The organism is Agromyces flavus (genome assembly GCF_900104685.1).
Taxonomy (GTDB): Bacteria; Actinomycetota; Actinomycetes; order Actinomycetales; family Microbacteriaceae; genus Agromyces; species Agromyces flavus.
The window spans coordinates 1,791,856-1,804,827 of record NZ_LT629755.1 but is presented as its reverse complement, the minus strand read 5'-3'; the positions used below and the strand labels follow the sequence as shown (position 1 = coordinate 1,804,827).

Annotated in this window: 12 protein-coding genes; 4 read left to right on the top strand and 8 right to left on the bottom strand. The window is 72.4% G+C overall.

Translation table 11 applies throughout. The annotated features are described in order from the left end of the window. Nucleotides 1-30: 30 nt before the first annotated feature. Both BLT99_RS08545 and BLT99_RS08540 read right to left on the bottom strand, forming a co-directional pair. The gene (locus tag BLT99_RS08545) at nucleotides 31-1,173 is read right to left on the bottom strand and encodes an NADH:flavin oxidoreductase/NADH oxidase (protein ID WP_092671012.1); all 1,143 of its coding nucleotides are present in this window, start codon (nucleotides 1,171-1,173) and stop codon (nucleotides 31-33) included. Then, nucleotides 1,170-1,805 (bottom strand): HAD family hydrolase, encoded by a 636-nt coding sequence (locus BLT99_RS08540; RefSeq protein WP_092671009.1) that lies wholly within the window; start codon nucleotides 1,803-1,805, stop codon nucleotides 1,170-1,172. Before BLT99_RS08540 ends, BLT99_RS08545 begins: the two co-directional genes overlap by 4 nt. 23 nt (nucleotides 1,806-1,828) lie before the next feature. Here BLT99_RS08540 and BLT99_RS08535 point away from each other — a divergent pair, with 23 nt between their 5' ends. From BLT99_RS08535 to BLT99_RS08520, 4 genes are all read left to right on the top strand, one after another. Beyond that, on the top strand, nucleotides 1,829-2,680 hold the full coding sequence (locus BLT99_RS08535) for an NAD(P)H-hydrate dehydratase (RefSeq protein WP_092671006.1): 852 nt from the start codon (nucleotides 1,829-1,831) through the stop codon (nucleotides 2,678-2,680). Between the two features lie 37 nt (nucleotides 2,681-2,717). Next, the gene (locus tag BLT99_RS08530; protein WP_092671003.1) at nucleotides 2,718-3,995 is read left to right on the top strand and encodes a glycosyltransferase 87 family protein; all 1,278 of its coding nucleotides are present in this window, start codon (nucleotides 2,718-2,720) and stop codon (nucleotides 3,993-3,995) included. Nucleotides 3,996-4,029: 34 nt separating this feature from the next. After that, entirely contained in the window at nucleotides 4,030-4,338 is a 309-nt protein-coding gene (locus BLT99_RS08525) for a thiamine-binding protein (protein ID WP_092671000.1), read from the top strand. An 83-nt stretch (nucleotides 4,339-4,421) separates the two neighbouring features. Further along, nucleotides 4,422-5,696 (top strand): MFS transporter, encoded by a 1,275-nt coding sequence (locus tag BLT99_RS08520; protein WP_229724753.1) that lies wholly within the window; start codon nucleotides 4,422-4,424, stop codon nucleotides 5,694-5,696. A 9-nt stretch (nucleotides 5,697-5,705) separates the two neighbouring features. Here BLT99_RS08520 and BLT99_RS08515 read toward each other — a convergent pair whose 3' ends face one another. From BLT99_RS08515 to BLT99_RS08495, 6 genes are all read right to left on the bottom strand, one after another. After that, nucleotides 5,706-6,359, bottom strand: coding sequence for a response regulator transcription factor (locus BLT99_RS08515; protein WP_268238597.1), 654 nt, complete (start codon nucleotides 6,357-6,359; stop codon nucleotides 5,706-5,708). Between the two features lies 1 nt (nucleotide 6,360). Next, a complete protein-coding gene (locus BLT99_RS17580; RefSeq protein ID WP_157674961.1) occupies nucleotides 6,361-7,665 on the bottom strand; it encodes a hypothetical protein in 1,305 nt (434 codons plus the stop codon). Further along, on the bottom strand, nucleotides 7,662-8,825 hold the full coding sequence (locus tag BLT99_RS08510) for a sensor histidine kinase (RefSeq protein WP_092670994.1): 1,164 nt from the start codon (nucleotides 8,823-8,825) through the stop codon (nucleotides 7,662-7,664). Before BLT99_RS08510 ends, BLT99_RS17580 begins: the two co-directional genes overlap by 4 nt. Nucleotides 8,826-8,949: 124 nt before the next feature. Further along, entirely contained in the window at nucleotides 8,950-10,158 is a 1,209-nt protein-coding gene (gene metX / locus BLT99_RS08505; protein ID WP_092670991.1) for a homoserine O-acetyltransferase MetX, read from the bottom strand. Nucleotides 10,159-10,274: 116 nt separating this feature from the next. Further along, a complete protein-coding gene (locus BLT99_RS08500; RefSeq protein WP_092670988.1) occupies nucleotides 10,275-11,603 on the bottom strand; it encodes a bifunctional o-acetylhomoserine/o-acetylserine sulfhydrylase in 1,329 nt (442 codons plus the stop codon). Nucleotides 11,604-11,699: 96 nt separating this feature from the next. Then, complete coding sequence (locus BLT99_RS08495) at nucleotides 11,700-12,905, bottom strand: acyltransferase family protein (protein ID WP_092670985.1); 1,206 nt, start codon at nucleotides 12,903-12,905, stop codon at nucleotides 11,700-11,702. Between the last annotated feature and the right edge of the window lie 67 nt (nucleotides 12,906-12,972).

The following is a 12,972-nucleotide window of genomic DNA, read 5'->3' as shown; positions in this document are numbered from 1 at the left end:
CGCAGCAGGTCGACGAAGCAGGCACCGCCGTCAGAACTCGCCGTCGTTGACCTCCGCCCGGGCGCGGAGGTACTGCGGCGGCCACATCGCCCATCCGGCGCCGAGTTCGTAGGCGGCGCGCAGCGCGAAGTGCGGGTCGCGCATCATCGCCTTGCCGAACATCACCGCGTCGGCGGCCCCGGAGGCGACGAGCGCCTCGGCCTGCGCCGCGGTCGTGATGCGACCCACGGCCGACACCGAGACGCCCGCGCGCCCCGCCACGAACTCGGCGTGGGCCGCCTGGTAGGCCGGCCCGACCGGGATCTGCACGTCGCGCATGAGCCCGCCCGTGGAGATGTCGAAGAAGTCGGCGCCCGCTTCGGCGGCCCAGCGGGCGACGGTCGCGGTCTGCTCCTCGTCCCATCCGCCCGCGGCCCAGTCGGTCGCCGAGAACCGCACGAACAGCGGCATCCGCTCGCCGATCTCGGCTCGAACGACGCGGACGAGCTCGAGCAGGAGTCGCGCCCGGTTCTCGAGCGGGCCGCCCCACCGATCGTCGCGCCGGTTCGACAGCGGCGAGAGGAACTGGTGCACGAGGTAGCCGTGCGCGGCGTGCACCTCGATCACGTCGAAGCCCGCCTCGACCGCACGACGCGCGGCCGTCCGGAAGTCCTCGATCACGGCGAGGATGCCGTCCTCGTCGAGCGCGACGGGCTCGCGCAGACCGTCGAAGGCGATCGCCGACGGCGCGACGGTCTGCCAGCCGCCCTCCTCGATCGGCTGCGACCCGGGTCTGCGCAGGTGCTCCTGCCACACCGACGCCTTGCGGCCGGCATGCGCGAGTTGGATGCCGGAGGCGGCGCCCTGCGACCGGATGAATCGCGTGACGCGCGCCCACGCCTCGGCCTGCGCGTCGTTCCAGATGCCGGTGTCGTGATCGGAGATGCGACCCTCGGGACTCACCGCGGTGGCCTCGGCGATGACCAGCCCGGCACCGCCCGCCGCCATCGACCCGAGGTGCACGAGATGCCAGTCGTGCGGCACGCCGTCGAGCTCGGTCACCGAGTACTGGCAGAGCGGCGGCACCCACACGCGGTTGCGGATCTCGAGTTCGCGGATGCGGATGGGCCGGAAGAGCGCCGGCACGTCGTCGGTGCGGACCGCGCCCGGCGCGGGAGTCGTGGCGGCGCTCATGCCGCGAGCCCTCGCAGCCAGGACTCGAGCCCCGCGGCATCCGTGAAGACATGCCCGTCGCCGCCCACGGCGCGCGCACCCTCGACGTTCACCGCCTTGTTGTCGACGAAGAGCAACTCGGACGGCCCGATGCCGAGTTCGGCCATGACGTGGCCGTAGACGTCGGCGCCCGGCTTGATCATGCCCAGCTCGCCGCTGACGAAGACGTGCTCGAACAGCGACGCGAACGACCCGTTCCGGAGCCACCCGGCGAAGTCGGCCCCGGCATTCGAGAGCAGCGCCATCCGCGTGCCCCCTTCGTGCAGCGCGTGCAGCACCGCCAGCGTCGCGGGATCGACGCTCAGCCAGCTGCGATGGTCGAGGGCCCAGAGCTCGTGGACGTCGAGCGCCGACCACGACATGCCCAGTCGGTCGGCGACGCCCGCCCAGTAGTCGGCGATCGAGAGCGTGCCCCGGTCGAGCTCGTCGCGGTGCTCCCAGTACGCCGGCCAGAAGTCGGCGTCGTCGGCGCCGGATCGCGCGACGAGCGCGGCGCGATCGGCCTCGGACGGCGCACGCGAGATCACCTCGCCGTAGTCGAAGACGACGACGCGGGGCGCCAGGCTGATCGGCGGCAGATTGGTCGGGGGCATACCCTTCAACCTATCGTTGGGTCATGACCACCGGCGCATGGCGTGAATGGACCGCCGAGGACGCATCCGCATGGCTCACCGCTCCCACGGCCGACGATGACAAGTACCGCCGTGGCGTGCTCGGGGTCATCACCGGGTCGCCCGACTTCCCCGGCGCCGCCGTGCTGGGCGTCGAGGCGGCGCATCGCACGGGCGTCGGCATGGTCCGCTTCACCGGCCCTCGCGCGGTGCGCCAGGCGGTCCTCGCCGCGCGTCCCGAGACCGTGGCCGTACCCGGGCGCGTGCAGGCCTGGCTGCTCGGTTCGGGCATGGACGCCGATCGGCGCTCGTTCGTGCTCGCCGGCGACCTGCAGCACGCCCTCGCGTCCGGCGAGCCGATCGTGCTCGACGCCGGAGGCCTCGACCTCGTCGGCAGCCATTCCGGACCGACCGTGATCACGCCCCACGCCCGCGAACTCGCGCGCCTGCTCGCCGACCGCGACATCGACGGCTCCGTCGAGCAGATCGAGGACGACCCCGCCGGTTCCGCGGCCCGTGCCGCGCACGAGCTGCAGGTCGCGGTGCTCCTCAAGGGCGCCGTGACCCACGTCTGCGACCCCGACGGCACACGACTCACGGTGACGGAGTCGACGCACTGGCTCGCGAGCGCCGGAACCGGGGACGTGCTCGGCGGCATCATCGGCGCGCTCGCGGCGACCCACCATGAGCGGCTCGCGGCCGACGCCACGGCGATCACCCACCTCGCCGCGACGGCCGCCTTCATCCACTCCGAGGCGGCGCGCCGGGCGAGCGACGCGTGGGACGGCGGCCCGGTCACCGCGATGGATGTCGCCGGCGCCGTTCCTCGGGTGATCGGCGGCCTGCTCGGCCGCTAGTCGGCGTACTGTGACGCGTTCGTTAGGCTCGGGTGCCATGGCGGAGCAGGTCGTCGGTGCAGCCGAAGGGTCGGAGCGCCGGACGGGCGGCCTCCGCCGACGGCTCGGCGGCCGCGCGGCGCTGTGGATCGCGTTCGCGGTCGTCCACGCCGTGCTCGTGGCCGTCAACCTCTCGGGTGTGGGCAATGCGCTCGGCGACGTGACGCTCGTCTATCGGGTCTGGGCCGAGACGGCGCAGCAGGGCTGGGTGCGGATGGGCATCGACGTGCCCTGGGTGTACCCGATCCTGGCGTTCGCGCCCATGACGGCCGCCCTCGCCTTCGGTTCGGACTTCTACGGGGCCACGTGGCTCGGGATGGTCACGATGCTCGACGCGATCGCGTTCGCGGTACTGCTCGGCGTCGGCACGCTGTCCCGTCGGCGACGCGCGGCCGCGTGGTGGTGGCTGGCATTCCTGCTGCTGCTCGGACCGATCGCGCTCGGTCGCATCGATGCGGTGACGGTGCCATTCGCGATCGTCGGATTGCTGTGGGCGGCGGGTCGCCCGCGCCTCGCGGCCGCGATGCTCACCATCGGCGCGTGGATCAAGGTGTGGCCCGCCGCGCTGTTCGCGGCGGTCGTCGTGGCCGTCCGCCGGCGCGGCGAGGTCGTCATCGTCGGTGCGGCGCTCACCGTCGGCATCCTCGGCGTGAGCCTGCTCGCCGGCTCCGGGGCGAACGCCCTCGGCTTCATCGCCGAGCAGGCGGGTCGCGGCCTCCAGGTCGAGTCCCCCTTCGCGGTGCCGTGGCTGTGGTGGATCGTTGCCGGGACGTCCGAGGCGACGATCGTGTACGACCGCGACATCCTGACGTTCCAGATCGCCGGTCCGGGAGCGGAGGTAGCGGCCGCGCTCACCACGCCCCTGATGGCGATCGGCGTGGCCGTCGTGCTCGTGGCCGGCATCCGGGCGGTTCGGCGCGGCGCCCCGCTCGTGGCGGTGCTTCCGCCGCTCGCGGTCGGCTTCACGACCGTGCTGATGGTGGCGAACAAGGTCGGGTCGCCGCAGTTCGCCACCTGGCTGGCCGCACCGGTCGTGCTCGGCCTCGTGCTGGGCGGTTCGCGGTACCTGGTGCCGGCCGCCCTGGCCGCGGCCGTCGCCGTGCTGACCCACGTGATCTATCCGTACTGGTACGGATGGCTGCTCATCGCCAATCCGGGATTCGTGCTGCTGCTGACGGTCAAGGTGCTGCTGCTGCTCGTGCTGCTCGCGTGGGCCGTGCGGGCGGTGTGGCAGGCTGGGTCCGCGCGCGCGCCGTCGAGGAATCCCGAGGCCTGAGGATTCGGGCGCGCGCCGGGTGGGAGGAGTACCCATGCTGGTCGCGTTCTCCGTCGCTCCGAGCGGCACCGGCCGCAGCGACGGCTCGGTGCACGACGCGGTCGCCGAGGCGGTGCGCATCGTGCGCGAGTCCGGGTTGCCGAATCGAACGACCTCGATGTTCACCGAGATCGAGGGGGAGTGGGACGAGGTGTTCCGGGTGATCCGCGACGCGTGCGACGCGGTCGCCGACTACGGCTCGCGCGTGTCGCTCGTGCTCAAGGCCGACATCCGGCCCGGCTACACCGGCGAGATCGAGGCCAAGCTCGATCGGCTCGAGGCGGCCCTCGAGAACGACGGCTGACGGCCTGCTCCGAGCACGCCGCCGCGAGTCGGGCTCGCGGCTCCCGATTATCGAATCGATTCGATCCATGGCATGATCGTCGGGTGACCCACGCTTCCGACGGGCCGACGACCTTGTCGCCGGCCCGTATCCGTCTCGCGCTCCTCGCCCTCGCGATGGGCGGCTTCGGCATCGGCGCGACCGAGTTCGTCGCGATGGGGCTGCTGCCCGACATGGCCGCCGACCTCCTGCCCGGCCTGGCCGCGACATCGACCGAGGCGGCCAACGCCGCGGCCGGATGGATCATCTCGGCGTACGCGCTCGGCGTGGTGGTCGGCGCGCCCACCATCGCCGCCGCGGCCGCGCGCTGGCCGCGCAAGCGGCTGCTCCTGGTCCTGCTCGCCGCGTTCAGCGTCGGAACGCTCGCCTCGGCGCTGCTGCCGACCTTCGAGCTCGTGGTCGCCGCTCGCTTCGCCGCGGCGCTGCCGCACGGCGCGTACTTCGGCATCGCCTCCCTCGTCGCCGCCGGCCTGATGGGGCCGGGCAAGCGCGCCCGCGGCGTCGCACTCGTCCTCTCGGGGCTCACGATCTCGAACGTCGTCGGCGTCCCGCTGATCACCTGGCTCGGCCAGCAGGCGGGATGGCGCGTGGCGTACGTCGCCGTCGCGGCCATCTTCGTGGCGACCTTCGTCGCCGTCGCGGCGGCCGTGCCGTGGCAGGCCGGCGACCCGTCCGCCACGATCGTGCGCGAGCTCCGGGTCTTCACGCGCGTCCAGGCGTGGTTCGCGCTCGCGATCGGCGCCATCGGGTTCGGCGGACTCTTCGCGGTCTACAGCTACGTCGCCCCGCTCGCGACCGAGGTGACCGGGCTGCCGGCTTCGTTCGTCCCGGTGGTGCTCGTGGTGTTCGGCCTCGGCATGACGATCGGCAACCTCGTCGGCGGGCGCCTCGCCGACTGGAGCGTGCGACGCTCGATGTATCTGTTCTTCGCCACGCTCGCCGGCTCGCTCGTGCTCACGGCGCTCACCGCGTGGCATCCGCTCGGGCTCGGAGCGGGTGTCTTCCTCGTCGGGGCATCCGCCGCGGCGCTCTCGCCGACGATCCAGGCGCGCCTGATGGACATCGCGCGCGACAGCCAGTCGATCGCCGCGGCCCTGAACCACTCGGCGTTGAACATCGGCAACAGCCTCGGTGCCATCGTCGGCGGCATGGTGATCGCGGCCGGGCTCGGCTACGTCGCGCCCGTGTGGGTCGGCCTCCTGTTCACCGTGGCCGGCAGCGCCCTCGCGCTCGCGACGTTCTCCCTCGACCGGGCGCGCCGGCGCCGCGGCATCCCGATGCCCTCGGTCACCGGCGCGATCGGCGCCATCGTCGACTGAGGTGGCGACTCACTCGGACTGCAGCAGGATGCCGTCGGCGATGGCGCGCTTGCGCAGCGCCACCTTGGTGCCCACGTCGTAGCCGGCCAGGCGGTACTTCTCGCGGATGCGCTTGAGGTAGCTCTTGGCGGTCTCCTCCGAGATGCCGAGCTGGAACGCCACCGCCTTCACGGGCTGCCCCGCTCCGTAGAGCGCCATGACGCGGCGCTCCTGCGCGCTCAGGCGCGGTGCGGCCCCGTCGTCGTCGAGCGCGTCCTCGAGCTCGCGGCTGAGGTACGACTCGCCGCGCTGCGCGGCGCGGATCGCCTCGACGATCGTCTCGACGGGCTCGGACTTCACGAGGTAGCCGAGCGCGCCCGCGCCGAGTGCCTCGCGCACCACCGCAGGCTCGGAGTAGGTGCTCATGAGCATGGTGCGCACGCCCGCCGACTTGAGGGTCGACAGCTTGATCGAGATCGGGATGTTGTCGCGGAGGTCGAGATCGAGCAGGACCACGTCGACGGGGAACGCGGGATGCGCGAGCAGCTCGGACCACGAGGGCACCGCGGCCACGAGGTCGATGTCGGACGCGGCACCTCGGAGCCACTCTGAGAGGGCCCCGAGGAGCATGCGATGATCGTCGACGATCGCCAGTCGGATGCGCGACGGTTCCAGGTCGGCCACGTCATACCCCCCTCGGATAAGCGGCGCTGCGTGGCGCCGATGTGCCTCCACGGACCGTGGGCTCGATCCGGCAGTCCACGTCGACCCGGAACCCGTCGGGTCCCTGGACGACGTCATGTCCTCCGACACTAGCGAGTGCCTCCCAGGTCGCCGCGTCGACCTTCCGTGCGGTGACACCGGAAACCTCGAATCGGATGGCGACCCGCGATGCGTCGCCGAGCGGGTCGGCGTCGTGTTGGGGTTCGGCCTCGGCATCGCGGCACACGACCCGCACCTCGAGCGGCGGCTCGGACGCCTTGCGACGCCGCTGGCCCGCGATGAGCCAGAGCGCGAGCAGGAGTCCGTCGCGCTGCGGCGGTGCGAGCAGTCCCGCGAGGCCGCCGGGATCGTCGACCGACACGCGGCGGCTGAGGTACGCGGACTCGGTGACCGCGTGACGGAGCCAGGTGTCGGTGCGTCCCTCGATGAGCCGGACGCGCAGCCGGGCGGCGAGCCGGCCCGCGCGGTCGGCGGCGTCGCCGGGCAGCGGGATCGCGATCCGTCCGGACCCGACGTCGTCGAGCAGGGACTCGGCGTCGTAATCCAGCTCGGCCAGCTCCTCGGATGCGCGCATGCCGACCGCCGATCGCGGCGTGGCCACGGTCGACTGCACGAGCGAGAGGTCGAGCTCGCGGCCGACGAGCCGCCGGAACCCGCGGACCGCGACGGTCACGAGCACGACGGGCACGACGGCGCTCGCGGCGACGCCGAGTCCGACGACCGTGGTGGTCCCCGCCTCGGGGGCCTGGATGAGCGCCACGACGGCGAGCACGGCGGCGATGACGGATGCCGCGGCGACGGGCGTGCGGGTCTCGCGCAGGGCGGCCACCGGCATGAGGACAGCCGCGGCGGCGGGAGCTGCCGTCGGCGTGATTCCCAGCGGCAGGAGGCTCGACGTCGCGGCCACGTCGAGCCAGACGGGAACGGCCAGGCCGATCAGGAGAGCGACGAGCACGGTGTCGGAGACCTGGCTGATCCCGCGCGTCGCCACGACGCCGCCGAGCGTGACCACGGCGAGTGCGATCCAGCCGGGGAGCGCCGACGTGTCGGGAGGGAACGTCGACGTCAGCGAGATCGCGTGGACGAGGTGCGCGAGCACGATCGCACCCGCCGCGAGCGCGACCCCCGCGGCGAGGCGGCGTCCGCCGTGCGCGCCGCGGATGTCCTCCGCGGCGCGGGCCGACCGCGTCGGCCGGCGGAACTGGCTCTCGTGCGTGGTGTCGCGGGGCGCCTCGTCGTCGCGCGCCGTGCGTCGCAGCAGGTTCACGGCTTCGGCACCTCCAGCATCACCGTCGTGCCCGAGCCCGGCGAGCTGAAGACCCGGGCGCGCCCGCCGACGGTGTGCAGGCGGCCGACGACGGACTCGGCGAAGCCGAGCCGGGCCGGATCGACCGCGGCCGGCTCGAACCCGTGGCCCTGGTCGGTGACCATGGCGCGGACGGTGCGTTCGTCGTCGGTGATCGTGACATCGGCCTCGTTCACGCCGGAGTGGCGCCGCACGTTCTCGAGGCACTCGCCGAGCGCGCCGAGCAGCGCATCGAGGGTGTCGCGCGGGAGCATGAGCTGGCCCGCGCCATGCCATTTCACGTCGAGGCCCATGCGCGCGAACCGCTTGCGGACCGACTCGAAGGTCGTCCCGAGCCCGCCGCCCGCGACCGCGGACTCAGGGGAGAAGATGGCGCTGGATCCGTTGTCGAGAGGGGCACCGAGTCGCAGTTGCCGGAGCAGGCGAGCATCGTCGCCGGCCTGCTGGCGCAGGGCGCTCGCACCGACGCCGACGCCGGAATGGGCGAGCAGGCTCAGCGTGGCCAGCACCGTGTCGTGGAGCACGCGGGCATCCTGTCGCTGCTGCGCCTCGGATTCGCTCGCGAGCCGTTCGGCCTCGTGGGCCCGACCCACCTCGTCGATCCGTTCGGCTGCGCGGGCGATCGCCCGGGCGAGCCAGACTCCCGTGGCGATCATCGCGATCCAGCCGGCCATCGCGGCGACGAGCACGAGGCCGACGTCGGAGCCGGTGGCGGCGCAGATGCCGAGCGAGCCGAGCACGGCGGCGACGGCCGCGACGACGATGCCGGTGCCGTTCGGACGGACGATGGTCGGAACGGCGATCGCGGGCGTGGTGAGACCCGCGGTGATGGCCAGCGCCGTGGCGGCGGCCGGATCGAGCACGGTGTCGACCCCGATCGCCACCATGAGCCCGACCGCGGCGGCCAGGGCGCCGACGGTGGGGAGCAGGGCGCCGCGCGAGGTCGCGAGCACCGTGAGGAGGATCAGGAGCAGGTCGAGTGCCACGACCAGCGCGAAGCGCTCGTCGTCGAGCACCCCCGGGACGAGCAGGCACGCGAGCGCGAGGATCGCGCCCGTGAGGCCGCCGGCGCGCGCGAGGCGTCGCAGCAGCCGGTCGCGCTCCTTGTCGATGCGACGCATGCCACCCCCTTTTGTGACGCCCGTCGGCACGGCGCACTGCATCGCCGTCAGGTACGAAGATAACGCAGGACGACCCCCGTATGCGGGTCAATCGGCCACGAAGCGGACCATCGCACCCGGAACGTCACGCCGCGAGCAGGTCGGCCAGGGCCGCGCCGACCGCATCGTCCTCGATGAGGAAGGCGTCGTGGCCGTAGTCGGACCGCAGCACGACGGGCTCGGGGCCGTGGATGCTCCCGCTCAGCCGGCGGGCGATCTCGCGCTGCCCGTCGAGCGGGAAGTACCGGTCGCTGTCGATGCCGAGCACGAGGCTTCGCGCCGTGATGCGATGGAGCGCGGCATCCACCCCGCCGCGGCCGCGGCCGAGGTCGTGCGAGTTCATCGCCTCGGTCAACACGAGGTAGCTGTTGGCGTCGAAGCGCCGCGTGAACCGGTTGCCGTGGAAGTCGAGATAGGACTCGACCGCGAAACGACCGCCGCCGCCCAGTGGGTCGAGGCTCGACTGCCAGCTGCGCTCGAACCGGTGGTTCAGCTCGGCCGGCGTTCGGTAGTTCAGCATCGCCATGCGCCGCGCGAGCGAGAGTCCGCGCGTGGGGCCCTCGCCGTCGGGCGCGTCGTAGTAGGCGCCGCCGTTGAAGGCGGGATCGCTGCGAACCGCCTCGAGCTGGACCGAGTTCAGCGCGATCTGGTCGGCCGAGGTCGCGGCGGGCGCGGCGAGCACGGCGATGCGCTCGACCGCCTCGGGCGCCATCGCCGCCCACTCGAGCACGTGCATGGCGCCCATCGAGCCGCCGACCACGGCCGCGAAGCGCTCGATCCCGAGGGCGCGGGCGAAGGCCACCTGCGCGCGCACCTGGTCGCGGATGGTCAGGAACGGGAACCTGGCCCCCCACTCCACGCCGTCGGGGGCGACCGACGCCGGACCCGTCGAGCCCTGGCATCCGCCGACCACGTTCGGCGCGACCACGAAGTACCGCTCGGTGTCGATGGCGCGACCGGGGCCCACGACGCCGGGCCACCACCCGGCGCTCGCATGGCCGGGCCCGGACGGGCCGAGCACGTGGCTGTCGCCGGTGAGCGCGTGGAGGACGAGGATCGCGTTGTCGCGGGCGGCGGAGAGCTCGCCCCACGTCTCGTACGCGATGCGCACGCGCGGGAGCACCTGGCCGGACTCGAGTGCGAGATCGCCGACGCGGGCGAAGCGGCGGTCGCCGACCGGGTCGCCCTCGCGCCATGCGCCCGTGACCGGTGCGCGCCCGGCGAGCTGATGGGCGGCACGGGCCTCGGGCACGATGCTCGCGGGCACCGTCTCCGAGATCGTCTGCCAGTCCATGCCTCGATTCTCCCGGACTGCGCCGCCGCCGAGGCGACTGTTACGTCGTCGCACCGGAGACGACGGATGCCGCGTCCCGGGCGGGACGCGGCATCCGGTCGTCGATCAGGTGGTGCTCACACGCGGGCGGCCTCCGTGGCGCGACGCGCGGCGGCGAGTCCCGCCTCGAGGTCGGCCTTGAGGTCGTCGATGTTCTCGATGCCGACGGACAGCCGCACGAGGCCCGGTGTGACGCCGGTCGTGAGCTGCTGCTCGGGCGTGAGCTGCGAGTGCGTGGTCGAGGCGGGGTGGATGACGAGCGAGCGCACGTCGCCGATGTTGGCGAGGTGGCTGAACAGCGACAGGTTGTCGACGAGCGCGCGGCCGGCGTCGACGCCGCCCTTGAGCTCGAACGAGAGCACCGCGCCGACGCCCTTGGGGGCGTACGTGTTGGCCGCCGCGTACCACGGGCTCGAGGGCAGGCCCGAGTAGTTGACGTGCGCCACGTCGGGGTGATCGTCGAGCCACTCGGCGATCTCCTGCGCGTTCTGCACGTGGCGCTCGACGCGGAGCGAGAGCGTCTCGATGCCCTGGATCAGCTGCCAGGCGCTGGCCGGGGCGATCGACGATCCGAGGTCGCGCAGCAGCTGCACGCGCGCCTTGATGACGTACGCGAGCGCGTCACCCACCGCGGCGGTGTAGCTCGCGCCGTGGTAGGACGGGTCTGGCTCGGTGAGGCCGGGGAACTTCTCGACGTTCTTCGACCACTCGAACCGGCCGCCGTCGACGATGACGCCGCCGATGACCGTGCCGTGGCCGCCGAGGAACTTGGTCGCCGAGTGGATCACGATGTCGGCGCCGTGCTCGAACGGGCGGATCAGGTAGGGCGTCGCGATCGTGTTGTCGACGATGAGCGGGATGCCGTTGTCGTGGGCGATGCCCGCGACGAGGCCGATGTCGAGCACGTTGATCTTGGGGTTGCCGATCGTCTCGGCGAAGAACAGCTTGGTGTTCGGGCGCACCGCGCGGCGCCACTCGTCGGCGTCGTCCTGGTTCTCGACGAACGTGGTCTCGATGCCGAGCTTCGCGAGCGTGTACTTGAAGAGGTTGTAGGTGCCGCCGTAGATCGAGCTCGACGAGACGATGTGGTCGCCGGCCTGCGCGATGTTCAGCACCGCGAACGTCTCGGCCGCCTGGCCCGACGCGACGAGGAGGGCACCGCTGCCGCCCTCGAGCGCGGCGAGGCGCTCCTCGACGACGGCCTGGGTCGGGTTCATGATGCGCGTGTAGATGTTGCCGAACTCGGCCAGCGCGAAGAGGTTCTGCGCGTGCTCCGCGGAGTCGAACACGTACGACGTGGTCTGGTAGATGGGTGTGGCGCGAGCCTTGGTCACGGGGTCGGGCGCGGCGCCCGAGTGCACCTGCTTCGTCTCGAAGCGCCAGTCGGCGGCGGCGTTCTCAGCCATGTGGGACTCCTTCGGGGTCGGGGTGCGGCCCCGCCGCATCCGTCGACCACCGTACGAGCGGCCCCTTCCGGGTTCAACGGATGCCGCAACACGGCGTCATCCGGAGGGCTCGCCGTCCTTCCGCGCCTCCCCGCCCGGCGCGGCATCCGGTGCCGTCGCATCCTCCGCCTCGGCGCGCGGCGCGGCGGGGAGCGGCGGCAGCGCCTCGGGCGGCAGCACGATCGTGCCCGTGGCGGTCATCGGCTCGGGGCGGAAGAGCCACCTCGCGCGCGGCTCGACGAGCGGGCGGAACACGCGGCGAACGGGCTTCAGCGAGAGCACGACCGAGACGAGCACGCAGAAGACGATCATGGCCGGGAGCACCCACCACGGCTGCTCGCCCTCGAGGATCGGCGTCTCGCGCAGCGGGAACAGCACGAACGAGTGCAGCAGGTAGATGTACATGGTCGCGCTGCCGAACGCCGTGAACCACGTCGTGCGCCGGGGCATGAGCATGAGGAACGCCACCGAGAGCAGCATGGCCAGCAGCAGCAGGAACAGCCGGATGGCGCCCGACCACGGCTCGTCGTAGCCGATCGCGACGTACGACTCGTCGTAGAGCATGAAGCGGCGCAGCTTCAGGTCGCGCCAGGTCTCGATCGCGATCGGCATGACCGCGAGCAGGGCGGCGAACACGGCGATGGCGCCCGCACGCCAGCGCCAGGTCGAGGCGGTCGTGAGGTCGAGCCAGCGGTCGGTGATGCGCCACTGCCGCAGCTTCCAGCCGAACACGAAGAACGGCAGCATGCCGAACGTGCGGGACAGCGCGAGCGTGGAGTCGATCTCGGCCGTGTAACCCGCGCCGATCGAGATGGCGATCGCGATGAGCAGCGGGAAGCGCAGCAGCACCAGGTATGGCAGCACGATGCGCCAGATCGCGAGGGCGATGAGGAACCACAGCGTCCAGGACGCGGTCGTGTAGTCGAGCGCGAAGTCGCCGCCGAGGAGGAACCGGACGACGGTCCAGATCGTCTCGAAGATCAGGTAGGGGAAGACGATGTCGGTGAGGATCTGCCGCATGGCGCGCGCGTTCGGCGGGCCGGACTTCGCGAAGTACCCCGACACGGTGACGAACACCGCGACGTGGAACGAGTAGATGAAGAGGTAGACGCTGTAGGCCGCGTCGTCCTCGCCGATGAGCGGCAGGATGCCGTGGCCCACCACGACGAGCGTGATCGCGATCCAGCGGGCGTTGTCCCACAGGGGGACCCGGCGCTTGCGGTGCGGCGGCCGGGGTGCGCGGTCGGCGGGCGTCGGCAGCATCCGCCCATTGTCCCGCACCGCCGGGACCTCCGGCACGTCGCGGCGCGCGGCGCGGTGCAGAATGACG

Bases quoted from the DNA above. Each gene is read 5' to 3' on its own strand.
- BLT99_RS08525 (WP_092671000.1), top strand. From the start codon at position 4,030: ATGCTGGTCGCGTTCTCCGTCGCTCCGAGCGGCACCGGCCGCAGCGAC.
- BLT99_RS08510 (WP_092670994.1), bottom strand. From the start codon at position 8,825: ATGCGTCGCATCGACAAGGAGCGCGACCGGCTGCTGCGACGCCTCGCG.
- BLT99_RS08495 (WP_092670985.1), bottom strand. From the start codon at position 12,905: ATGCTGCCGACGCCCGCCGACCGCGCACCCCGGCCGCCGCACCGCAAG.
- BLT99_RS08535 (WP_092671006.1), top strand. From the start codon at position 1,829: ATGACCACCGGCGCATGGCGTGAATGGACCGCCGAGGACGCATCCGCA.
- metX (WP_092670991.1), bottom strand. From the start codon at position 10,158: ATGGACTGGCAGACGATCTCGGAGACGGTGCCCGCGAGCATCGTGCCC.
- BLT99_RS08545 (WP_092671012.1), bottom strand. From the start codon at position 1,173: ATGAGCGCCGCCACGACTCCCGCGCCGGGCGCGGTCCGCACCGACGAC.
- BLT99_RS08540 (WP_092671009.1), bottom strand. From the start codon at position 1,805: ATGCCCCCGACCAATCTGCCGCCGATCAGCCTGGCGCCCCGCGTCGTC.
- BLT99_RS08530 (WP_092671003.1), top strand. From the start codon at position 2,718: ATGGCGGAGCAGGTCGTCGGTGCAGCCGAAGGGTCGGAGCGCCGGACG.
- BLT99_RS08500 (WP_092670988.1), bottom strand. From the start codon at position 11,603: ATGGCTGAGAACGCCGCCGCCGACTGGCGCTTCGAGACGAAGCAGGTG.